The sequence below is a fragment of the Pseudohongiella sp. genome (genome assembly GCF_011050365.1).
In the GTDB taxonomy this organism is placed as follows: domain Bacteria; phylum Pseudomonadota; class Gammaproteobacteria; order Pseudomonadales; family Pseudohongiellaceae; genus Pseudohongiella.
Window position 1 is genome coordinate 109,136 of the sequence record NZ_DRFV01000008.1, and the last position, 21,243, is coordinate 130,378.

Genomic DNA, 21,243 nt, shown 5'->3' on the forward strand with positions numbered 1-21,243 from the left:
TCGGGGCTCAGTGCCTCACAGTTAACATCACCAGGCTTCAGGGTCGGAGACGCAACGCATGTCAGATATTCATGTAAACAAAGCCATTCGCGTCATCGAAGCCGGTGGCGTTATTGCCTATCCTACGGAAGCAGTCTGGGGTCTGGGCTGCGATCCGGATAACCGTGATGGCTGCCTGGCCTTGTTGCAGATCAAACAACGGCCGGTTGAAAAAGGTATGATACTGGTTGCCGCTTCGGTGGCGCAGTTTGCAGAACTGCTGGCGCCGTTGCCGGCATCGCAGCAGCAGCAACTGCATCAAGCCTGGGCGAATCAGGCCACCACCGGACCGGTGACATTTCTGGTACCTGACGAACGTGGGCTGGTGCCATGGTGGGTTAAAGGTGCGCATGACACCGTGGCCTTGCGGGTCAGCCTGCATCCGCGGGTGCAACAACTGTGTCGGGCGCTGGGTGCGCCGCTGGTGTCCACATCGGCAAATATCGCAGGCATGGCCCCGGCCACCAGCCGGTTGATGGTGGAAAAAACCATGGGAGCGCAACTGGACTACGTCTTGCCAGGCGCCCTGGGCGGGGCAACAAAACCGTCGCAGATTATCGACTTGCGTAGCGGTCGCATCATTCGCGCAGGGTGACAGCATCAGCGCAAAGCCCCGGCGCTGTACTTCAGATTTATTGGGAACGAAACGTTATGGCAGACAGCAACAACACAGGTACAAAACCATCGGTCAGCGATGCTGCGACCGACGCCGACCGGGTCCGTGCATTCTTGCATCAACTGCAGGATTCAATCTGTCAGCGACTGGAAGCTCTGGATGGCCGCAGTCGCTTTCACGAAGATGCCTGGCAGCGCGATAAAGGCGGCAGTGGCATCAGTCGCGTTATCAGCGACGGCGCGGTATTTGAAAAAGGCGGCGTTAATTTTTCCCATGTCTTCGGAGACTCCCTGCCGCCTTCAGCGTCGGCCACGCGACCAGAGATGGCCGGCCGCAGTTTCCAGGCCATGGGCGTGTCACTGGTAATACACCCGGACAACCCGTTTGTACCAACTTCGCACGCAAACTTCCGTTTTTTTATTGCCGAGAAGCCCGGTGAGGCGCCGGTGTGGTGGTTTGGTGGTGGTTATGACCTGACCCCTTACTATGGCAATGACGAGGATTGCCGGCACTGGCACCAGGTCGCCAAAGACGTGTGCGATAAACATGATGCTGCGCTCTATCCTCGCTTCAAACAAGCCTGTGATGAGTATTTCTATCTGCCGCACCGTCAGGAAACCCGCGGGGTCGGCGGGCTGTTCTTTGACGACTTCAATGAGCTGGATTTCGAGAGCAGTTTTGCCATGGTGCAGGACATCGCCAACAGTTTTGTTGATGCCTATGCGCCGATTGTTGAAGCCCGGGCGGCGCAGCCCTTTACCGAGGCGCACAAACAGTTTCAACGTTATCGCCGGGGCCGTTATGTGGAATTTAATCTGGTGTATGACCGCGGCACGCTGTTTGGTTTGCAGTCGGGACTGGGCCGGGTCGAATCGATCCTGATGTCACTGCCACCGGAAGTACGTTGGGTCTATGACTGGCATCCCGAGCCCGGCAGTGAGGAAGAAAAACTGTACACCGACTATCTGTGCCCCAAAGAGTGGGTATGACGGTATGAGCAGGAATGACCGTTACGCTGTGGTGGGTTATCCGGTGGCGCACAGCAAGTCACCGATGATTCACGGCCTGTTTGCCGAACAGACAGGTCAGCAGATCAACTATGAGCGCATGGAAATTGCGCCGGAAGATTTCATTTGCAGTGTGCGCGAGTTTTTTGCTCAGGGTGGCAAGGGCCTGAACATTACCCTGCCGCACAAGGAAACTGCCTGGCAACTGGTGCAGTGGCGAGCGCCGAATGCCGACCGTGCGGGTGCGGTCAACACGGTGTACCAGCTTGATGATGGTCGCCTGGCGGGAGACAACACTGACGGGGTCGGACTGGTACGTGACATTGAACAAAACCACGGTGGCAAACTGCGCGGCGCACGCATACTGGTGCTGGGCGCCGGCGGTGCCGTGCGGGGTGTGCTGCCCCGGTTAATCGCAGCGCAGCCGTCTGCCTTGTGTATAGTCAATCGTACCGTGTCGAGAGCAGAAGCACTGACACAGGTGTTCGCTGATCAGTTCAATATAAACGTACTGTCCTACGAACAGCTGCAGGAACAGGCGACGACTTTCGACTGGATTATCAATGGCAGCGCCGGGGGTCTCAAAGGCGAATTGCCGCCCCTGCCCGCGACTCTGGTGGCAGCGGGCACCGCGTGCTACGACATGGTTTATGCGCCAGGTGGCACAGTATTCCAGCAGTGGGCAAAAGCCAACGGCGCCGCGATGGCACTGGATGGTACCGGCATGCTGGTGGAGCAGGCGGCGGAATCCTTCCGGCTGTGGCGCGGCGTCCGCCCGCAGACGGCGCCGGTTATCGCGGCTCTGCGTAAAGCGTTAAGCTGACGCGCTCAGATAACGATCTTTCAGCTCTTTGTATTTATTGGCGCTGTACAGGAAAAAAGATTTCTCTTCCTCATTAAGCGGTCGGGCCTGCTTGACCGGCGAACCGACATACAGATACCCGCTTTCCAGTTTCTTGCCCGGCGGGACCAGGCTACCGGCACCGATAATGACGTCCGACTCAACCACGGCGCCGTCCATGACCGTTGCGCCCATGCCGACCAGCACGCGATCGTGTATGGTGCAGCCATGCAGCATGACCTTGTGGCCGACCGTGACATCGCTGCCCACCGTGCAGGGATAGCCGTCAGGATTAAACGGACCGGCGTGCGTTACATGCAATACCGACCCGTCCTGTATGCTGCTGCGTTCACCAATGCGGATGCGGTGGATGTCGCCCCGGATCACGGTCATCGGCCACACCGAGGAGTCGGTGCCGATATGCACATCGCCAATGACCACGGCACTGTCATCCACGAATACGCGCTGACCCAGTTCAGGTGTATGAGCCTCGAATGATTTGATTGCCACTGTGCAATCCTCCCTTTTGACACGAACAACAATGTTATGATGCCTTAACGCATTCCAGTACGACAGGAGTTTTACCCGATGTCAACGTCATCAGCGACCGCACACAATCCCTTATTGCAGTTTGAGCGCCTGCCCGACTTTCCTGCGCTACGCGCCGAACATATTCGTCCCGCAGTGGAGCAGGTGCTGGCAGAGAACAGGGCAGCACTGGACAGGATTCTGGCTGACGAACAAAATCAGACAGCGCCCGACTGGCATAGCCTGATGGATGCGCTGGACGATCTGGATGATCGACTGACCAAGGTGTGGTCTACGGCCAGCCATCTCAACTCCGTTGCCAATACGCCCGATATTCGCGACGCGTACAATGCCTGCCAGCCGCTGATCACCGAATACTATACCGCGCTGGGTCAGAATGAGCAGCTATTTGCCTGCGTCGAAGCGCTGAGCGCTCGTGCTGATGAGCTCGGGCTCGACGGGTCGCAGCGCAAGATCCTCGCGGACACCCTGCTTGATTTCAGGTTGGCAGGCGTTAACCTGCCAGCACAGGAAAAATTGCGCTTTACCGATATTCAGACCAGGCTTGGCAACTTGGCCAATGTCTTCAGTAACAATGTACTGGACGCCACCCGCGCCTGGACCCGGCATTTGACGGACGATACCCTGCTGGGCGGCATTCCGGAAATGTCAGTGCAGGCAGCGGCCACTGCTGCTGCCAGCAAAGGTCTGGAAGGTTATCTGCTGACACTGGACTTTCCCTGCTACTACGCGGTGATGACCTATGCCGACAATGAAGGTCTGCGCGAGGAGATGCACCGGGCTTTTGCAACCCGGGCATCAGACCAGGCGGTCGGCGCTGAGCCGGGCAAATGGGACAATTACGACATCATTCGCGATATCCTGCAGTTGCGCCAGGAGATGGCCACGCTGCTGGGTTATGACAACTACGCGGCGTTGTCCGTGGCGCGCAAAATGGCCAAGTCGGTTGATCAGGTCAACGCCTTTCTTGACGACCTGACACAGTACAGTCGACCAGCCGCGCAGCGTGAGTTTCAGGAGCTGTGTGATTTCGCGCGCACGGAACATGGCGTGGAGCAGCTCAATGCCTGGGATGTGGGATATTACAGCGAAAAACTGCGCAAGCAGAATTACGATATTTCGCAGGAAGAACTGCGTGCCTGGTTCCCGCTGGACAAGGTGCGTGAAGGCCTGTTTGCCATCGTGGAAACTCTGTATGGCGTGCAGGTGGAGCCCGATACCAGCGCCGGCGTCTGGGATCCGTCGGTGTCGTTTTACAATATCCGCCGTGATGGAGATATCGTCGCGCGTTTCTACTTTGATCTGTTTACCCGCGAGGGCAAGCGCGGTGGTGCATGGATGGCCGATTGCCGCAGCCGACGCCTGATCACGGCCGATGGAATCGCAGTGCAGCAGCAGATTCCCGTGGCTTACCTGGTGTGTAATTTTGCACCGCCCGCCGATGCCGACACGCCCGCGTTGCTGACACACAATGATGTCACCACCCTGTTTCACGAGTTCGGCCATGGCCTGCACCATATGTTGACCCGGGAAAACTATCTGCGCTGTTCCGGTATCAGTGGTGTCGCCTGGGATGCTGTCGAGCTGCCTAGCCAATTGATGGAAAACTGGTGCTGGGATCCCGAGTCGATCGGACTGATCTCCGCGCATTACCAGACGGGTGAGGCTTTGCCGCAGGCGCTGCTCGACAAGATGCTGGCAGCGAAAAACTTCCAGTCAGGCATGCACAGCGTACGGCAACTGGAGTTTGCACTGTTTGATTTTGCGCTGCACCAGACGCCGGTTGATATGTCGCATGATTTTGTGGCGGAGGTGCTGACCATGGCCCGAAGCAAAACCGCCGTTTATCCGGTCCCTTGTTATAACCGCTTTCAGAACAGTTTCTCGCATATATTTGCCGGTGGTTACTCGGCCGGCTATTACAGCTACAAATGGGCCGAAGTGTTGTCCGCCGATGTTTTTTCCCGGTTCGAGGAGACGGGAGTGCTTAATCCGATCACTGGCAAGGCGTTTCTTGACAAAATATTGTCAAAAGGCGGCGGTGCCGACGCTTTATCCCTGTTTACCGATTTTATGGGCAGAGAACCTGATCTGGCCGCATTATTGAAACAGGAAGGCCTGCAAATACAATAAATATCGGGCAATATTGATCTGGCGCAGAGCTGGGTCTGATCAGTATCACTATAGTGCACGCGGACTGAATTGACAGCTTGGTGCCGTCTTTTAACAACACAGCGATCGATTCTGGTCAGTTACGATGGCATTATCGAAATAAGTTTTGTTATAATGCCCGGCGCTTTACATTGTATCCCAATGTCCTGCCAACCAAGTCCGCCCCGGAAAGCATGGGGCAGGTCTGCGATATTTGCGCTGGTATCAGCTCCGGTACGCCGGATCCGACGCCTGCACCTATCGGCACGGTGATTTAAGCCGCCCGCAACTGCAATAATGCAGGCGCCGGGCTAAAACAATAAAACCTGAAAACGTTTATAACAGCCCTTTCTTACTATTACGGAGACACGGCGAATGTTGTCCAAAGCAAAGCTGTGGTTAGGCCTTGCCCTCAGCACTCTGATGTTCTGGAGTGCGGGTCTGCATGCAGCCTGGGAATTGAACATGCCCAGGGGCGTAACCCAAATGAGTCGAGATACCTATGGCCTTCATATGACAATCTTCTGGTGGGTAGTTGCCATCGGGGTTGTGGTATTTGGCGTCATGTTGTGGTCCATCATCCATCATCGCAAATCCAAAGGCGCCAAACCGGCAACTTTCCACGAAAGCACCAAGGTGGAGATTGTCTGGACGCTGATTCCCTTCGCGATCCTGATCCTGATGGCGATTCCGGCAACCCGCGTGTTGACCGATGCATACGACACCACCGGCTCCGAGCTGGATATCCAGATCACCGGTTATCAGTGGCGCTGGGAATACACCTACATGCGTGAAAACATGGACGACGAGGAAGTCTCCTTTTTCAGTACGCTGAGTACCTCCCGCGAAGAAATCAGCAACGACATCGAGAAATCGGAGAACTATCTGCTGGACGTTGACCGTCCGCTGGTGATTCCGACCGACACCCGTGTTCGCTTCCTGATGACCTCTGCCGACGTGCTGCATGCCTGGTGGGTGCCTGACTTTGCCATTAAGAAGGACACTATTCCCGGCTTCATCAATGAAACCTGGGTGGTCGTTGAAGAGCCCGGTGTCTATCGCGGCCAATGTGCCGAGCTGTGTGGCATGGATCACGGCTTCATGCCGATCGTAGTCCACGCGCTGCCGCCGGAAGAGTACCAGGCATGGTACGCCGATCAGCAGGCCGCTGCCGCCGAGATTCGTGAACTGGCAAACGCTGAACTGTCCATGGAAGATGCCATGGCGCAGGGCGAGCAGATCTACACCCAGAACTGCGTGGCCTGCCACCAGGCGGGTGGTGTGGGCATGCCCCCGGTATTCCCGGCACTTGCCGGCAGCGCAAAAGCCACGGGTGATCGCGTAGTCACCATGGACACTCTTGTCAACGGTGTCGACGGTACAGCGATGGCGGCCTATGGCCGACAACTGAACCCGATTCAACTGGCTGCCATTATTACCTACGTTCGCAATGCCTTCGGCAACGACACGGGCGATCTGGTTCAGCCAACCGAAGTCAACGCATATATTCAAGAAGGACAGTAAAAACCATGAGCGCTGCACACGATCATCATCACGGCCCCGCCAAAGGCATATCGCGATGGTTGTTTACTACCAACCATAAAGATATTGGCTCTATGTACTTGTGGTTCAGCTTCGCCATGTTTCTCCTGGGCGGCACTTTTGCCCTGGTGATTCGCGCTGAACTGTTCCAGCCAGGTCTGCAGTTTGTCGACCCTCTCTTCTTTAACCAGATGACGACCATGCATGGTCTGATCATGGTATTTGGTGCGGTCATGCCTGCGTTTGTGGGTATGGCCAACTGGATGATTCCGCTGATGATTGGCGCGCCTGACATGGCGTTGCCGCGGATGAACAACTGGAGTTTCTGGATTCTGCCATTCGCATTCGCGATGATGGTATCGACTCTGTTCATGGAAGGCGGCGGCCCCAACTTCGGCTGGACCTTCTATGCACCGTTGTCGACAACCTATGGTCCGCCTTCAACCACGTTCTTCATCTTTGCCGTTCACATTCTGGGTGCGTCATCCATTATGGGTGCGATCAACGTGATTGCCACCATCCTCAACATGCGTGCCCCCGGCATGACCCTGATGAAGATGCCGCTGTTCGTATGGACCTGGTTGATCACTGCGTATCTGCTGATTGCTGTTATGCCGGTTCTGGCCGGTGTGGTTACCATGATGCTGTTTGACATCCACTTCGGCACCGCATTCTTTGATGCCGCTGGTGGTGGTGACCCGGTTCTGTTCCAGCACCTGTTCTGGTTCTTCGGTCACCCTGAAGTTTACATCATGATTCTGCCGGCATTTGGTATTGTGTCTGCCATCATCCCGACTTTCGCACGCAAGCGTCTGTTTGGTTATGACTCCATGGTATATGCAACTGCATCTATCGCGTTCCTGTCCTTCATCGTATGGGCACACCACATGTTTACAGTGGGTATGCCGTTGGCCGGCCAGCTGTTCTTCATGTACGCAACCATGCTGATTGCGGTGCCGACAGGCGTGAAGGTTTTCAACTGGGTGGCTACCATGTTCCGTGGTTCCATGACGTTTGAAACGCCAATGCTGTTTGCCATTGCCTTTGTGGTGTTGTTCACCATCGGTGGTTTCACGGGTGTCATGCTGGCGATTACCCCGGTTGACTTCCAGTACCATGACACCTACTTCGTGGTTGCTCACTTCCATTACGTGCTGGTGCCAGGTGCCGTGTTCTCCCTGATGGCTGCAACCTATTACTGGCTGCCCAAGTGGACTGGTTACATGTACGACGAGAACCTGGGCAAGCTACACTTCTGGCTGTCATTTGTCGGCGTCAACCTGTTGTTTTTCCCGCAGCACTTCCTGGGTCTGGCCGGCATGCCGCGTCGTATCCCGGACTACGCGTTGCAGTTTGCTGACTTCAACTGGATCTCCAGTGTTGGTGGCTTCCTGTTCGGTTTCTCCCAGCTGATCCTGCTGTTTGTTGTCATCAAGTGTATTCGCGGTGGCAAAAAAGCAACGGCTCAGGTTTGGGAAGGTGCTCAGGGTCTGGAGTGGACAGTGGCGTCACCAGCGCCTTACCACACCTTTGAAACACCGCCCGACCCCGCCCTGATCAAGGCTCAGTAACACTGAGCCTGGTGCCCCACTGATAACGGGTACGGGCAGTACGTTGGGGATAGTAGGTTGAGATAGTACGTTGAGATAGTAAGTTGAGATAGTAAGTTGAGATAGTCCGCTGGTTCGTGATGACTGTATTTGAGTAATAAGTCGGAGTAACGAATATGAAAACTGACAAAGCGCCATCTAAAAACAAGACATTGGTAACAAAGTTGTTGTTTGCTGTTGTAGGCATGTTTGCTTTCGGATTTGCTCTGGTACCTCTATACGATGTGATCTGCGACATCACCGGCCTGAACGGCAAGACCAATAATCTTGCAGTCCAGGCCGAAGCCGGCGAGATCGTTGACGAAACCCGCGAAATTACGGTGCAGTTCATTGCCCGCGAGAACGCTGACATGGATTGGGGGTTTGTTCCCAGCGCCACCCAGGTCAAGGTCAAGGCCGGTGAAGTCAACATGATCAGCTACAAAGTGACTAACAGTAGCGACAGGGTCATGGTCGGACAGGCCATACCCAGCGTGGCGCCCAGCGCAGCCGCAGGGCATCTCAACAAGGTGGAGTGTTTCTGTTTTGAAGAACAGATCCTGCAACCGGGAGAGTCGGCGGATATGCCATTGCGATTTTTTGTTGATCCGGCACTACCAGCCGATATCGGCAAATTGACCTTGTCCTATACGCTTTACGATATCACGGAAAAAAGCAGCAAATTAAAAGCATTAGCAGCACGGTAAACGACAATAATATTGTTTTTTTTGGAGAAATAAGATGGCCAGCGAAAGCTCCCATGAAACCTATTATGTGCCGGAACAGAGCAAATTTCCGTTCTTTGCATCCATTGGTCTGTTCCTGACAGTATTCGGTCTGGGCGGAGTACTGAACGACATCAGCGCAGGGGCCAGTGTCACTGGTTCCACCTGGACGGCACTGATCGGCTTTACGATCCTGTCCTTCATACTGTTCCAGTGGTTTGCCACGACCATACGTGAGAATCACGCGGGTCTGAACAGTGCCCAGCTCAAGCGTTCCTACGTTTGGGGCATGGGCTGGTTTATCTTCTCCGAAGTCATGTTCTTCGCGGCATTCTTCGGCGCCCTGTTCTACGTCCGACAGTTGTCCGTGCCCTGGTTGGGCGGCGAAGGCGACAAAGGCAGCGCAGGTGAGTTCCTGTGGCCGCAGTTCCAGGCAGCCTGGCCACTGCTGGTTAACCCGGATCCCTCCGCTTATCCCAACCCGCATGAAGGGCTGAATGTCACTTCATGGTCGCCCGCGTTTTTTGCCGGCTACCTGCCCTTCTGGAACACCGTAATCCTGATCACGTCATCGGTGACACTGCATTTTGCTCACGTTGCGCTGAAAGCTGAAAACCGCAAGCGTCTGATTCAGTGGATGTCGGTGACAGTCGGCCTGGGTGTTATCTTCCTGGGCCTGCAGGCACTGGAATATGTTGAAGCCTACGGCCATTATGGCATTACACTGGACTCGGGTATCTACGGCTCAACGTTCTTCCTGTTGACCGGCTTCCACGGCTTCCACGTGACGCTGGGTACGTTTATGCTCACGGTCATGCTGATCCGTTGCATCAAGGGTCACTTCAAGCCTAACGACCATTTCGGCTTCGAAGCGGCAGCGTGGTACTGGCACTTTGTTGACGTGGTCTGGGTCGGCCTGTTTATCTTTGTATACTGCCTGTAAGTCATTCGTGACAATCTGGCCTTACGCCTGAGCAAGGCCAGACGACAGCACAAAAAAGAAGAACAACAAAAAAGACGGCTCGCATGACGGGCCGTCTTTTTTTATGCTCTGCTCAACAGATGCGTGTTTTGCTTCGCGCCTATCTCAGCTCCAGGGTGCGCCAAAGCTCAATTGACCGGTGCTGATACCGTAGAACACACAGATCATCAGAATAACGGCCAGAGTGACACGAACACCCAATGCATACATGACACGCTTGGAGCGGCCCTGATCTTTGTAGAAAAACACATAGCCAGCAACCAGGCTGACTACAATCGCAACCAGCAGAAGTATGATAATCACTCTGAGCATGTTGAATCCCGGGGACGAAATAAATAGTCATATTAGCAGATCATAGTAGACTGCTGAACCGTAACTGACGACTGACACAGATCTGAATCTCCAGGTCTGACACCATAGAGGTCTGCGTGCGTCACTTTAACTGGAAACTGACACTGTTTACCGTGCTACTGCTTCCGTTGCTGGTCTACCTCGGTTTCTGGCAATTGCAGCGCGAACAGGAAAAACGCGAAACGCAACTCAGCTACGATCTGAAAGCAGCACAAGCACCGGTGCCGCTGGCGCAGATCGACTGGCAGGCCGTTGAAGACATCGCCTGGAGGCGGATTGAAACGACCGGACGCTACGACAACGACCGGCAGTTCCTGCTCGATAATCGCATTAATCAGGGACGGGTCGGATACGAGCTGATTACTCCGTTGCAAACAGACAGCGGGTTATTGCTGGTCAACCGTGGTTGGATAGCGCAGGGTCCGGATCGTCAGACCCTGCCCGACGTCAGTGTGACAGATGAGGGCGTAAGCATTCGCGGAACAGTGTATGTACCTGGCGGCGATATCATGGTGTTAGGTGAGGAAGAGCCAGCCGGTGACAACCCCTGGCCCAGGGTGATTCAAAGTCTGGATATGGCACAGATGTCAGCGCTGCTCGACGAGCCGGTACTGCCTTACAGCGTCCGCCTTGATGCCGGAGCGCCAGGACTCAGACAGATCAACTGGCAGCCAGTGACGCTGAGCCCGGAGACGCATCGGGCTTATGCGGTGCAATGGTTCTTTATGGCCGTGGTCCTTGTTATTTTGTTTTTGCTATTCAGTTTCAGACGTCCGGAGAATTGATATGAAAGATCTGACCCGCAGCAAGCTCAAGCTGGCGTTCCTGCTGTTAATTGCGTTTGTGCCTATTACCATGGCGACATTTGCCTTCCGTGCCGCCACCGAGAACGGTGGTTTTGGTGGCGGCACCGTTAACAAAGGTAACTTTATCCTGCCGCCCGCTGACATTACTGATCTGGGTATGGCTGACGCAACTGGCGCGCCAATGTTCAGCAGCTTCGAAGAGTTTGTTGCGACGTTGGAAAGTGAAGAAGAATACGATGCACAGCCCTGGCTCATGGTCTACGTAAATGCCGGTGCTTGTGATGCTGCCTGTGAAGGGCGTGTGTTTTATCTGCGTCAGCTTCACATTGTATTGGGCAAGAACGTCGAGCGGGTGCGTCGCTACTATCTGCACGCCGACAGTGCTCCCATCGCGCAACAGACCGCTGATCATTTCCGCGAGGAGTATCCCAGTATGGGAATCGCCTATTCCTCCGCGCAGCAGCTGCAGCAAAGTCTTGCCGCCAAAGGTGTCGACATAGATTTGTCGACAGACGACTATGTATTTTTCGTCGATCCGGTTGGTAATGTCATGATGTATTACGATGGCAGTCACACCACGGAAGATATCAAGACAGACCTGGATCGACTGCTGAGACATTCAAGCCTGGGCTAGGTCAGCGTATGCAAATCAAAAAAGGGTGTTTGTCATTAAAGACAAACACCCTTTTTTTGTTCTGGCAATTAGCGTGTCAATGCTCTACATGCAGAGGCGACCGGTCAGCGTCATGGCCGAAGTACTGCACCCGCGCATCCTCCGTATAATTGCCTTCAACGGCCATAAAGAAAATCAGTAACAGGAGTATCATCGGCGGCCCAAGAATCGTCAACGCCAACGCCATTCTTTCCCAGACCACATGCATGAAAATGGCGAGAATGAAGCCGGCTTTTAACGCCATGAATACCAGCACAAGCGTCCAGCGCATGACGCCTTGCACATCAAAATAGTCCACCATGTAGCTGAACATGCTTAACACAAACAGCAGTATCCAGATTTTTATATAAATGCCTAAAGGATGCTGCTGTTGTCCGCTTGCTGTTGTTGCCATGTGTATTCTCCTTCAGCGGTAAATCCAAAATTCTAACCAAGCTCGTTAACAGTATCCGCCGGTGTTAAAGCAGATAAAAGAAAGCGAAAATGAACACCCAGACAAGATCAACAAAGTGCCAGTACAGACCTGTGATTTCGACTATCTCGTAGCCTTTTTTCTCGTAGTGCCCAAGCCAGACTTTTCGCGCGACAACCAACAGATAGATAACACCACCGGTTACATGCAGACCGTGAAAGCCGGTGATCATGTAAAACACCGAACCAAACTGATCAGCCCCCCAGGGATTGCCCCAGGGTCTGACTCCATAACCAATCAATTTGGACCATTCGTACATTTGCATGCCAACAAAGGTGGCACCTAACGCTGCAGTGGCGCACATCAGAATCACGGTCTTCTTCTTGTCCTTGCGATACCCGTAATTCACCGCCAGCGCCATGGTGCCGCTACTGGTAATCAGTACAAATGTCATGATCGCTATAAGAATCAGGGGAATCGGATCACTGCCAAAAAATGACAGCGCGAACACTTCGGTTGCCAACGGCCAGGGATCTGCCGTTGAGATCCGGACGGTCATGTAACCGACCAGAAAACAGGAGAAGATAAAGGTATCGCTGACCAGAAAGATCCACATCATGGCCTTACCCCAGGGCACATGATATGTCTGTTTGTCGGCCGACCAATCGTTTATGAAACCAGTCACGCCGTCGGCTGCGGGAGCCGTACTACCACTGACGCTTGCATCAACTGTGCTGCTGTGACTCATGATAGATTCCTTGTTTTTCTATTCTTGTGTTCAATCCTGCATCGACTGCGACGCGATCATGTTGATATGAGCAGGTAGAACAACCCGGCCCAGATAACCAGCAGAAAATGCCAGTACCAGGCGCAAAGCTCCAGACTCAGACGCGCGTCTTTGGCATCGCTGCCCAGTGCCAGTCGCAGTTGTGCTTTGCCCCACACCCACAGGCCGCCGAGCAAATGCAGGACGTGGATACCGGTGAGCAGATAAAAGAACGCATTGGCGGCATTGACCCGCAAACCGTGGCCCGCAGCGAGTAACTGTGCCGACACGCTGTATTGTCCGACTATAAACCCGATCGCCAGCAAACCGCCGGCCAGCGATAACAGACCGGCGCCGGAGCCGAAACGCACCGAACCGGTTTTACGGGATTGTAATACCGCGAAATGGAAACACAGACTGCTCAGCACCAGCACGCCGGTATTGACCCACAACATGGTGGGTGTTGCCAGCGGTACCCAGTCGCCCACCGTCATGCGAATAAAATAGGACACCACCAGCAGCGAGAAAAGCACACTGGCACAGGTGGCAAAAATAATCAGGGCCACCTTCTCATTGGGCATGTTGAATGCCGGTCGCGGATCGATGCCCTCCGGCAGTCCTACTGTGTTCCAGGGTTTTCTGGTGACATCACGATAAAAACTCATAACCGTTATGCTCCCTTGTGATGTGCATTTTTTTCATATTCTTCACCCGGCTCGTTCTGCGGAACAAAGTCCTTGTCCATGCCTGGCACACTGTAGTCGTACGCCCAGCGGTACACTGCCGGCAGTTCGTCGCCCCAGTTACCGTGTTTGGGTGGCGTGTCAGGTGTCTGCCATTCCAGCGTGGTAGCACCCCAGGGGTTACCACCGGCTTTCTCACCATGTTTCAGGCTCCAGAAAATGTTGATGAAGAACAGGATCTGCGCGGTGGCAACAAAAATTGCCGCCAACGTGATATTGGCGTTCAGTACCTGCGCTGTTTCCGGAATAAAATCGGTATTGCCCATTTCGTAGTAACGTCGGGGTACACCCAGGAAACCCAGGTAATGCATCGGCAAATAAATTGCGTAGGTGCCCAGGAAGGTACACCAGAAATGCACCTTGCCTATGGTCTCGTTGAACATGCGGCCGGTTACTTTCGGGTACCAGTGGTACAGCGCTGCGAACAACACCAGTACCGGCGACACGCCCATCACCATATGGAAGTGGGCAACAACAAAGTAGGTGTCCGCCAACGGCACATCAATCACCACGTTACCCAGGAACAGGCCAGTCAGGCCGCCATGAACAAAGGTAAAGATAAAACCGATGGCAAACAGCATCGGCGTATTCAGGCGGATGTTGCCCTGCCATAAGGTCAGTACCCAGTTGTACACTTTCAGCGCGGTCGGTATCGCAATCACCAGTGTGGTGGTGGCGAAGAAGAAACCGAAATACGGATTCATGCCGCTGACGTACATGTGATGCGCCCACACCATGAAGCTGAGACCACCAATGGCGATGATGGCCCAGACCATCATGCGATAACCAAAAATGTTCTTGCGGGCATGGGTACTGATGACATCCGAGACCAGGCCAAATGCGGGCAAGGCAACGATGTAAACTTCGGGATGACCAAAGAACCAGAACAAATGCTGGAACAGAATCGGGCTGCCACCTTCGTGGTCGTTCTGTGCACCCAGTTCCATCATTGCCGGCATGAAGAAGCTGGTACCCAGCACCAGATCGAACCCCATCATGATGGCGCTGACCAGTAGCGCCGGGAAAGCAAACAGACCCAGCACCGTGGCCGTGAAAATGCCCCAGATTGACAGGGGCAACCGCATCAATGTCAGGCCGCGGGTTCGGGCTTGCAGTATCGTTGTGACATAGTTCAGGCCGCCCATGGTGAAGGCGATAATGAACACGGCCAACGAAATCAGCATCAACAGAATACCGCCCTCACTGCCGGGGGTGCCATGTGAAATTGACTGTGGCGCATACAACGTCCAACCGGCCCCCGTGGGACCTCCCGGCACAAAAAAGCTGGCCAGCAGGATAATCACGGACACCAGGTAAAACCAGAAGCTCAGCATGTTGAGAAACGGAAATACCATGTCCCGGGTACCGCACATCAAAGGGATCAGGTAATTGCCGAACCCGCCAAGAAAAAGCGCGGTCAACAGATAGATCACCATGATCATGCCGTGCATGGTGACAGCCTGATAATAGAAGGCCGGATTGATCCAGCTGACGGTATCCGGGAAGCCCAGCTGCAGGCGCATCAGGATGGACAGCCCCAGCGCAATCAGACCGACAAAAATCGCAACGCCGCCGTACTGTATTGCAATGACCTTGTGATCCTGACTCCAGATGTATTTGGTCACAAAGCTCTGCGGGTCGTGCAGCGCGTGAGCATCATCCTGGTCCGCTAATGGAACATATGCCATGTAAACGTCCTCCCGGTATCAACCGAACCTGCGGTTATCTTTATTTTAGTTTTCGAAATTCGTTTTGGTGCCTTCCATTAACGCAGGGTATTGATGTAGCTGAGCACATCGTTCTGCTGTTCCTGAGTGCGCATGGCTTTAACCATGGATGTCATCTGATAGCCGTAATCATCGTCGCGATGTGCGCCGCGAACGCCGTCGCGGTATTTCTGCAATTGAGTGGCCAGATACCAGTCGTCCATGCCGGCCAGCGCGGGCGCGTCGGTTGCCCAGCTGCCCTTGCCATCATCACCGTGACAGGACGCACAATTGGCGCTATAAATGCGCATGCCACGTGCCGGGTCACCTTCGGTAATTGTTGTCGCCGCCGGTGACTGTGGCAGTGTCGCGATATAGGCAGAAACATTGGCGCGGGCTTCCGGCGAAGCCACCGTGTTTGCCATAGGCGCCATCATGGCACCCAGCTGATCACCTTCGGCTGCACCGCGGATACCCTGCTGGTAATAACGCAACTGGCGATCGATGTACCAGGGCTGCAAGCCGGCGAGTTTGGGTGCATTCACCTGTGGGTTGCCTTCGCCCTGCTGGCCATGACAGCTGGCGCAAACCATGAAGGATTGCTGGCCGGCGGCGATATCAGCGTCCGGTTGCTCCTGGGTTTCGGCAAACGTGGGTTGCGCCTGCAGCCACGCGGCATACTGGTCGGCCGGAGCAACTTCAACGCGCGCGCGCATGATGTGATGACCCAGCCCACAATATTGTTCACACAGGATATCGAAAACACCGGTACGGGTGGGTGTCAGCCACAGATATGACACCATGCCGGGGACCATATCCATCTTGATGCGGAACTGCGGTACTGTGTAGTTGTGCAGCACATCGCGTGAGCGCAGCAAGGCTTTCACCGGCTGATCGATGGGCAGCATCATGTAGGGTTTCTTGACGACCCGGTCATCCTGGCCATTGGGGTCGTCGGGGTTGATACCCCAGGGGTTGGTTTCGGTAATGTGTTCGATGTCAGCGGTGCCCAACTGGCCGTCGTCACCGGGATAACGGAAGGCCCATTGCCACTGCGAACCGAAGGCTTCAAATTCAGTGGCCTCTTCCGGCACGGAGACAAACTGTGCCCACACAAACAGGCCGGGGGCCAGCATGGCGGCAACGCCAAGCGTTGTCAGTACGGTCAGGCCGGTTTCCAGCCGGGCATTCTCCGGTTCGTAAACCGCCTTGCTGGCTTCACCTTTGCGCTGACGATAGCGGAATACGCTGTACGCCAGGAACAGGTTCACAGCAACAAATACGAACCCGGTCACCCAGAATGTCAGGTTGATGGTGAAATCGACACTCGTCCAGTGCGATGCGATTTCGGTGAACCACCAGGGGCTGACAAAATGAAAGACAACGGAGCCGACAACCAACAGGACAATAACAACAGCAATAGCCATACGCGGGATATCCTTGTGAAAGTGCGAGCACGGACAACAGTGGATACAGCAACTGTATAGCGAAAGATAATAAAGGACCGCGGACCCCGGACAGGCGGGATCAATCGGGTATGAATGTTGCAGTCACGCAGTTGACTACGAACGGTACGGATCAGTACGTTCACAACGTCGCTCCCTCCTTTTATTATTTATCTTTCGGATGGGTACTCAACGTGTAACTTCGATCAATCGAGCGGAGCAGGCGATGTCAGGCACCGCCTACTTCTCCGGATCGTATAGCAATGTTTAAATCAGTGCAACAGCTCCAGTGTCCGGTGCCGCATTTTATGCACGGACCATTTGCAGATCTGCAAACGGGTTGAGGAAGTGCGGATCAACCGCGGCCAGGACAGCCTCGGAATGTTTCTGCGCCATCATTTCCTGAATCTTTTTAACCTGACGCTCCTTGGCATAGATCAGCACCAGATATTTCCCGGCTTTGATGTCATCCTTGAAGTGCGCAATCTTCTTGTTGGTCTGCATGGTGCCGGTCAGACCTCCCACCCAGGCGCCAAAGCAGGTCAACACAAACACAATGCCGATGAACCCGATCAGCGGAATCGGCATGGCAAAGGGCTCAGTGACATACGCCAGGCCGGCCAATGCCAGACCGGCAACAAAACCAATGGATGCGCCGATAAAACCCTCGCGGATAAAGTCCAGGGATTCAAGGTAATTGCTGGAGTGCAGGTGCTCCTTGACCAGTCCGCTTTCATCCTTGCTGTGGATGTGCAGGAACCAGTCGTCTACACCGATGGCATGCAGATCGTCAGAAATCTCGTGCGTACTTTTGAGGGTCGGTGACAGATAATAGATACATTTCATCTAGCTTCTCCTTTTTTATTCATGAGATCGCTGTTCGAACATCTATTAGTCCAGATGACTACTCCAGAAATCAGACTAACAAGGCACAGCGTTATTATTTTTCAACGGTGCATGAGCCCAATTTACCGCTAATAACACTGCTTGTCCTCATTTTTTTCGCTTAAATGGTGTTTTGCGGTACAATTACCAACCCTCATTGACACACTCAGTAATTAGCAACGATCATGCCCCCAAATCAGGTCTGGCGGATCCGGGCAACAGAGAGAGCCTTGTGACAGAGCTTACACAGAAACAGACGGCCAACTGGCGCGACTACTACGAGATGTGCAAACCTCGTGTGGTCATGCTGATGATATTGACCTCAATGGTAGGTATGTTTCTGGCCGTACCTGGCATGGTGCCACTGGATGTCCTGATTCTGGGTAATCTGGGCATTGCGTTGGTGGCAGGCTCCGGTGCCGTGGTCAACCATCTGATTGATCGCAAGGTAGATGCGGTGATGCGTCGCACCCATAACCGGCCCATGCCCCAGGGCCGGGTGGCGCCCAAGCAGGCCGCGGCGTTCGCGGCCGCCATTGGTATTGCGGGCATGGCCATCATGCTGTTCTGGGTCAATGCCCTCAGCGCCTGGCTGACGCTGGCCTCCTTTATTGGTTATGCCTTCATCTATACCGGCTATCTGAAGCGGGCAACACCACAAAACATTGTCATTGGTGGACTGTCCGGCGCCATGCCGCCCCTGTTGGGCTGGTCGGCGGTTACCGGTACCATCGAACCGGGTGCGCTGATTCTGGTGCTGATCATATTTGCCTGGACCCCGCCGCATTTCTGGGCGCTGGCTATTCATCGCAAGGAAGAATATGCCAAAACCGGCATACCCATGCTGCCGGTCACCCATGGCGAGCACCTCACCAAGATCCACATCATCCTGTACACCGTAATCATGATTCTGGTAAGTGTTCTGCCCTGGCTGATCGGCATGAGCGGCCTGCTGTACCTTGCGGCAGCGCTGCTGCTCGGCGGCGGCTTCCTGTGGTGGTCGCTGATGCTGATGTACCGTCCCAAGGCCTCAACGGCCATGGACACCTTCAAATACTCCATCGTTTATCTGATGGTCTTGTTCCCGGTGCTGCTGGTTGATCACTATCTGTTTACCTGACTGTTTTCCTGACAATCGTTTTACAGGCGTCAAATTATGAAGAGAAATATCAAGATCACACTGATTGTGTGTCTGCTGTGGGTGTTGCTGGTGTTGGCAGTCACGTTCTTCCGTTATTCAGGCAACAATGCTGCCCAGGTGTCACAGGAGGAGTTGCGTGAAATCGGCGCCATGGTTTACGAAGAGCCGGTAGCAATCGACCCCTTCAATTTGCTGGACCATCACGGCGAGCCTTTTACCGATCAGTCACTGCAAGGCCAGTGGAGTCTGATATTTTTTGGTTTTACCAATTGCCCCGATATCTGCCCGCTGACCATGAACGAGTTGACCGGCTTTTATCGGGATCTGGCGGCCGGCCCCTATCAGGCTGATACCCAGGTAGTGATGATCAGCGTCGATCCGTTCCGCGATGACACCGCTCAGATCGCACGATACATGGAGACCTACCACGAAGACTTTCTGGGGGTGAACGGGGAGTATTCCGAGGTATCGGGTCTGGCGCGCGATCTTTACATCTCGCATGGTGTCATGCCGGTGCCGACACAGGATGGCAGCGACAGCAATGAGTTTATGGTCGACCACAGCGGCAATATCCTGCTTATCGATCCGCAGGGCCAGTACCGCGGGTTTCTGGAACCCAATATTCGTCGCGCCAATATCCTCGAAGCCTACCAGATTATCCGTCAGACAATCTGATTGAGACGCCGGTAGTTTTTAGCGCGGCGCCGGCTTCAGGTACAGCAGGATAAACAGACAGCAGGCGGTGGCGACGATTGACGGCCCCGCCGGCGTATCCCAGAAGTACGACATCGACATCCCGCCCAGCACCGACAGGCAACCGGCGATGGCCGCGCCCACGGCCATCTGTTCTGGCGTATTGGCGACCCGGCGTGCCGCTGCGGCCGGAATGATCAACAATGACGTAATCAGCAGTACACCCACAATTTTCATCGCGACCGCAATCAACAGCGCAATCAGCATCACCAGCAGCGCGTATAGCCGGTCAACCGCAATGCCTTCTATCTGCGCCAGCTCCCGGTGCACGGTCAATGCCAGGAACTGATCCCAGTACCAGATCAACAGCGCGGCCGTGACCACACAACTGCCAATGATCCATATCAGGTCGTTACGGGTTACGGTCAGCAGGTCACCGAACAGAAACGCCATCAGATTGACCTGAACCATATCCGACAGCGACAGCACCAGCAGGCCAAAGGCCAGCGTACTGTGCGCGATGATGCCCAACAGGGTGTCGGTGGCCAGCAGCTGACGTCGTTCCAGTAACAACAGCACGCCGGCAAATATCGCACAGCTGGTGATGATGGCGAGCTGCAGGTTGATGCTGAACAAAATCGCCAGCGCCACGCCCAGCAAGGACGAATGTGCCAGCGTGTCACCAAAGTAGGACATGCGTCGCCAAACCACGAAGCACCCGAGTGGTCCGGCAACAACGGCGATGAACAATCCTGCGATCAGCGCGTAAACCATAAAATCAGCCATGGTGATGATCCTTGTCATGGGTGTCTGAATGGTCGCAGGCATCGTGGCTGATGTCGCCAGTCAAATCGTGGCTATGATTGTGGTGGTGGGTATACACGGCCAGTGTTTCAGCCTCCCGGCGTCCAAACAGCGCCAGGTAGGCCGGGTCATGGCTGACGTGTTCCGGTTTGCCGTGGCAGCAGATGTGTTGATTCAGGCAAATCACCTCATCTGTCGTTGCCATTACCAGGTGCAGATCATGTGACACCATCAGCACTCCGCAGCCATGCTGGTCGCGGATACTGTTGATCAATTGATACAGCTCCACCTGACCGGTCACATCCACCCCTTGCGCCGGTTCGTCGAGTACCAGCAACTGTGGTGACTGACTCAGTGCCCGTGCCAGCAGCACCCGTTGCAGTTCGCCGCCGGACAGGGCGGATACCTGCTGGTCCATAAGGTGCGCTATCCGGACTTCCTCCAATAGCGGTTTTACCGGCTGCCGGCGCCCCGGCGCAGCGAGCTGCAGAAAGCGCCGGACCGTCAATGGCAGCGTCGGTTCAATAAACAGTTTCTGCGGCATATAACCGATACGCAGACCTGCAGAGCGTTGCAGTGTCCCGGTATGCGGTTGCAACAATCCCAGTACGATGCGCACCAGCGTGGTTTTGCCGGCGCCATTGGGCCCGATAAGCGTTAATAGTTGACCCTGCCGAACCTCCAGATTGATCTGTTGCAGAATTTGACGATCGGCGGCGCTGAAACCGATATTGTCCGCTTTGATGAGTATCTCGCTATTCATATGCCCCGCTCATA

At 54.6% G+C, this 21,243-nt stretch carries 22 protein-coding genes; 12 read left to right on the forward strand and 10 right to left on the reverse strand.

The genetic code is table 11. The annotated features are described in order from the left end of the window. The first annotated feature begins 58 nt into the window (after positions 1–58). Genes tsaC through aroE form a run of 3 tightly spaced genes read left to right on the forward strand, consistent with a single transcriptional unit; the run spans position 59 to position 2,485 of the window. Positions 59–634 carry an L-threonylcarbamoyladenylate synthase type 1 TsaC gene (tsaC, locus tag ENH71_RS06355; protein ID WP_294131325.1) on the forward strand — a complete coding sequence of 192 codons (576 nt, stop codon included), beginning with the start codon at positions 59–61 and terminating at the stop codon, positions 632–634. Between the two features lie 56 nt (positions 635–690). After that, complete coding sequence (hemF, locus tag ENH71_RS06360; protein WP_294131328.1) at positions 691–1,644, forward strand: oxygen-dependent coproporphyrinogen oxidase; 954 nt, start codon at positions 691–693, stop codon at positions 1,642–1,644. A 4-nt stretch (positions 1,645–1,648) separates the two neighbouring features. Continuing rightward, a complete protein-coding gene (gene aroE, locus ENH71_RS06365; RefSeq protein WP_294131331.1) occupies positions 1,649–2,485 on the forward strand; it encodes a shikimate dehydrogenase in 837 nt (278 codons plus the stop codon). On the opposite strand, the gene ENH71_RS06370 is transcribed toward aroE, so the two are convergent. Continuing rightward, positions 2,477–3,013 carry a gamma carbonic anhydrase family protein gene (locus tag ENH71_RS06370; protein ID WP_294131333.1) on the reverse strand — a complete coding sequence of 179 codons (537 nt, stop codon included), beginning with the start codon at positions 3,011–3,013 and terminating at the stop codon, positions 2,477–2,479. The two genes, aroE and ENH71_RS06370, sit on opposite strands and share 9 nt — an antisense overlap. A 78-nt stretch (positions 3,014–3,091) precedes the next feature. Between ENH71_RS06370 and ENH71_RS06375 the strand changes: the two genes are divergently transcribed. The 5 genes from ENH71_RS06375 (at position 3,092) to ENH71_RS06395 (ending at position 10,002) form a co-directional block, all read left to right on the forward strand. Then, on the forward strand, positions 3,092–5,185 hold the full coding sequence (locus tag ENH71_RS06375; RefSeq protein ID WP_294131336.1) for a M3 family metallopeptidase: 2,094 nt from the start codon (positions 3,092–3,094) through the stop codon (positions 5,183–5,185). A 393-nt stretch (positions 5,186–5,578) separates the two neighbouring features. Next, positions 5,579–6,727, forward strand: a complete 1,149-nt coding sequence (gene coxB, locus ENH71_RS06380; protein ID WP_294131339.1) for a cytochrome c oxidase subunit II — start codon at positions 5,579–5,581, stop codon at positions 6,725–6,727. Positions 6,728–6,732: 5 nt separating this feature from the next. Then, the gene (gene ctaD, locus ENH71_RS06385) at positions 6,733–8,316 is read left to right on the forward strand and encodes a cytochrome c oxidase subunit I (RefSeq protein ID WP_294131343.1); all 1,584 of its coding nucleotides are present in this window, start codon (positions 6,733–6,735) and stop codon (positions 8,314–8,316) included. Positions 8,317–8,471: 155 nt separating this feature from the next. Beyond that, positions 8,472–9,041 (forward strand): cytochrome c oxidase assembly protein, encoded by a 570-nt coding sequence (locus ENH71_RS06390; RefSeq protein ID WP_294131345.1) that lies wholly within the window; start codon positions 8,472–8,474, stop codon positions 9,039–9,041. Between the two features lie 34 nt (positions 9,042–9,075). After that, on the forward strand, positions 9,076–10,002 hold the full coding sequence (locus ENH71_RS06395) for a cytochrome c oxidase subunit 3 (protein WP_294131347.1): 927 nt from the start codon (positions 9,076–9,078) through the stop codon (positions 10,000–10,002). A gap of 144 nt (positions 10,003–10,146) precedes the next feature. On the opposite strand, the gene ENH71_RS06400 is transcribed toward ENH71_RS06395, so the two are convergent. Then, entirely contained in the window at positions 10,147–10,353 is a 207-nt protein-coding gene (locus ENH71_RS06400; protein WP_294131349.1) for a DUF2909 domain-containing protein, read from the reverse strand. Between the two features lie 116 nt (positions 10,354–10,469). Between ENH71_RS06400 and ENH71_RS06405 the strand changes: the two genes are divergently transcribed. Both ENH71_RS06405 and ENH71_RS06410 read left to right on the forward strand, forming a co-directional pair. Further along, on the forward strand, positions 10,470–11,177 hold the full coding sequence (locus tag ENH71_RS06405) for an SURF1 family protein (RefSeq protein ID WP_294131350.1): 708 nt from the start codon (positions 10,470–10,472) through the stop codon (positions 11,175–11,177). Between the two features lies 1 nt (position 11,178). Then, entirely contained in the window at positions 11,179–11,832 is a 654-nt protein-coding gene (locus ENH71_RS06410) for a redox-active disulfide-containing membrane protein (RefSeq protein ID WP_294131352.1), read from the forward strand. Positions 11,833–11,908: 76 nt separating this feature from the next. Here the strand turns inward: ENH71_RS06410 and ENH71_RS06415 are convergent, their stop codons facing one another. From ENH71_RS06415 to ENH71_RS06440, 6 genes are all read right to left on the reverse strand, one after another. Further along, on the reverse strand, positions 11,909–12,265 hold the full coding sequence (locus ENH71_RS06415; protein WP_294131355.1) for a cytochrome C oxidase subunit IV family protein: 357 nt from the start codon (positions 12,263–12,265) through the stop codon (positions 11,909–11,911). Between the two features lie 64 nt (positions 12,266–12,329). Beyond that, entirely contained in the window at positions 12,330–13,034 is a 705-nt protein-coding gene (locus tag ENH71_RS06420; RefSeq protein ID WP_414704686.1) for a heme-copper oxidase subunit III family protein, read from the reverse strand. A 53-nt stretch (positions 13,035–13,087) separates the two neighbouring features. Then, positions 13,088–13,714: a cytochrome c oxidase subunit 3 family protein gene (locus ENH71_RS06425; RefSeq protein ID WP_294131360.1), complete on the reverse strand. Its 627-nt coding sequence runs from the start codon at positions 13,712–13,714 to the stop codon at positions 13,088–13,090. Positions 13,715–13,719: 5 nt separating this feature from the next. After that, complete coding sequence (locus ENH71_RS06430) at positions 13,720–15,480, reverse strand: cytochrome c oxidase subunit I (protein ID WP_294131362.1); 1,761 nt, start codon at positions 15,478–15,480, stop codon at positions 13,720–13,722. A 77-nt stretch (positions 15,481–15,557) separates the two neighbouring features. Then, positions 15,558–16,925, reverse strand: coding sequence for a c-type cytochrome (locus ENH71_RS06435; RefSeq protein ID WP_294131365.1), 1,368 nt, complete (start codon positions 16,923–16,925; stop codon positions 15,558–15,560). A gap of 324 nt (positions 16,926–17,249) precedes the next feature. Then, a complete protein-coding gene (locus tag ENH71_RS06440) occupies positions 17,250–17,789 on the reverse strand; it encodes a hypothetical protein (RefSeq protein ID WP_294131366.1) in 540 nt (179 codons plus the stop codon). A gap of 271 nt (positions 17,790–18,060) precedes the next feature. Between ENH71_RS06440 and cyoE the strand changes: the two genes are divergently transcribed. Further along, positions 18,061–18,948, forward strand: a complete 888-nt coding sequence (cyoE, locus tag ENH71_RS06445; protein WP_294131369.1) for a heme o synthase — start codon at positions 18,061–18,063, stop codon at positions 18,946–18,948. A 36-nt stretch (positions 18,949–18,984) separates the two neighbouring features. Next, positions 18,985–19,644 carry an SCO family protein gene (locus ENH71_RS06450; RefSeq protein WP_294131372.1) on the forward strand — a complete coding sequence of 220 codons (660 nt, stop codon included), beginning with the start codon at positions 18,985–18,987 and terminating at the stop codon, positions 19,642–19,644. Between the two features lie 18 nt (positions 19,645–19,662). On the opposite strand, the gene znuB is transcribed toward ENH71_RS06450, so the two are convergent. Continuing rightward, positions 19,663–20,448, reverse strand: coding sequence for a zinc ABC transporter permease subunit ZnuB (gene znuB, locus ENH71_RS06455; RefSeq protein ID WP_294131375.1), 786 nt, complete (start codon positions 20,446–20,448; stop codon positions 19,663–19,665). Beyond that, positions 20,441–21,229, reverse strand: coding sequence for a zinc ABC transporter ATP-binding protein ZnuC (gene znuC / locus ENH71_RS06460; protein WP_294131378.1), 789 nt, complete (start codon positions 21,227–21,229; stop codon positions 20,441–20,443). Before znuC ends, znuB begins: the two co-directional genes overlap by 8 nt. Between the last annotated feature and the right edge of the window lie 14 nt (positions 21,230–21,243).

What these genes read in the sequence shown, in the direction of transcription:
- tsaC (WP_294131325.1), top strand. Translation starts at nt 59, where the DNA reads ATGTCAGATATTCATGTAAACAAAGCCATTCGCGTCATCGAAGCCGGT.
- hemF (WP_294131328.1), top strand. Translation starts at nt 691, where the DNA reads ATGGCAGACAGCAACAACACAGGTACAAAACCATCGGTCAGCGATGCT.
- aroE (WP_294131331.1), top strand. Translation starts at nt 1,649, where the DNA reads ATGAGCAGGAATGACCGTTACGCTGTGGTGGGTTATCCGGTGGCGCAC.
- ENH71_RS06375 (WP_294131336.1), top strand. Translation starts at nt 3,092, where the DNA reads ATGTCAACGTCATCAGCGACCGCACACAATCCCTTATTGCAGTTTGAG.
- coxB (WP_294131339.1), top strand. Translation starts at nt 5,579, where the DNA reads ATGTTGTCCAAAGCAAAGCTGTGGTTAGGCCTTGCCCTCAGCACTCTG.
- ctaD (WP_294131343.1), top strand. Translation starts at nt 6,733, where the DNA reads ATGAGCGCTGCACACGATCATCATCACGGCCCCGCCAAAGGCATATCG.
- ENH71_RS06390 (WP_294131345.1), top strand. Translation starts at nt 8,472, where the DNA reads ATGAAAACTGACAAAGCGCCATCTAAAAACAAGACATTGGTAACAAAG.
- ENH71_RS06395 (WP_294131347.1), top strand. Translation starts at nt 9,076, where the DNA reads ATGGCCAGCGAAAGCTCCCATGAAACCTATTATGTGCCGGAACAGAGC.
- ENH71_RS06400 (WP_294131349.1), bottom strand. Translation starts at nt 10,353, where the DNA reads ATGCTCAGAGTGATTATCATACTTCTGCTGGTTGCGATTGTAGTCAGC.
- ENH71_RS06410 (WP_294131352.1), top strand. Translation starts at nt 11,179, where the DNA reads ATGAAAGATCTGACCCGCAGCAAGCTCAAGCTGGCGTTCCTGCTGTTA.
- ENH71_RS06415 (WP_294131355.1), bottom strand. Translation starts at nt 12,265, where the DNA reads ATGGCAACAACAGCAAGCGGACAACAGCAGCATCCTTTAGGCATTTAT.
- ENH71_RS06425 (WP_294131360.1), bottom strand. Translation starts at nt 13,714, where the DNA reads ATGAGTTTTTATCGTGATGTCACCAGAAAACCCTGGAACACAGTAGGA.
- ENH71_RS06430 (WP_294131362.1), bottom strand. Translation starts at nt 15,480, where the DNA reads ATGGCATATGTTCCATTAGCGGACCAGGATGATGCTCACGCGCTGCAC.
- ENH71_RS06435 (WP_294131365.1), bottom strand. Translation starts at nt 16,925, where the DNA reads ATGGCTATTGCTGTTGTTATTGTCCTGTTGGTTGTCGGCTCCGTTGTC.
- ENH71_RS06440 (WP_294131366.1), bottom strand. Translation starts at nt 17,789, where the DNA reads ATGAAATGTATCTATTATCTGTCACCGACCCTCAAAAGTACGCACGAG.
- ENH71_RS06450 (WP_294131372.1), top strand. Translation starts at nt 18,985, where the DNA reads ATGAAGAGAAATATCAAGATCACACTGATTGTGTGTCTGCTGTGGGTG.
- znuB (WP_294131375.1), bottom strand. Translation starts at nt 20,448, where the DNA reads ATGGCTGATTTTATGGTTTACGCGCTGATCGCAGGATTGTTCATCGCC.
- znuC (WP_294131378.1), bottom strand. Translation starts at nt 21,229, where the DNA reads ATGAATAGCGAGATACTCATCAAAGCGGACAATATCGGTTTCAGCGCC.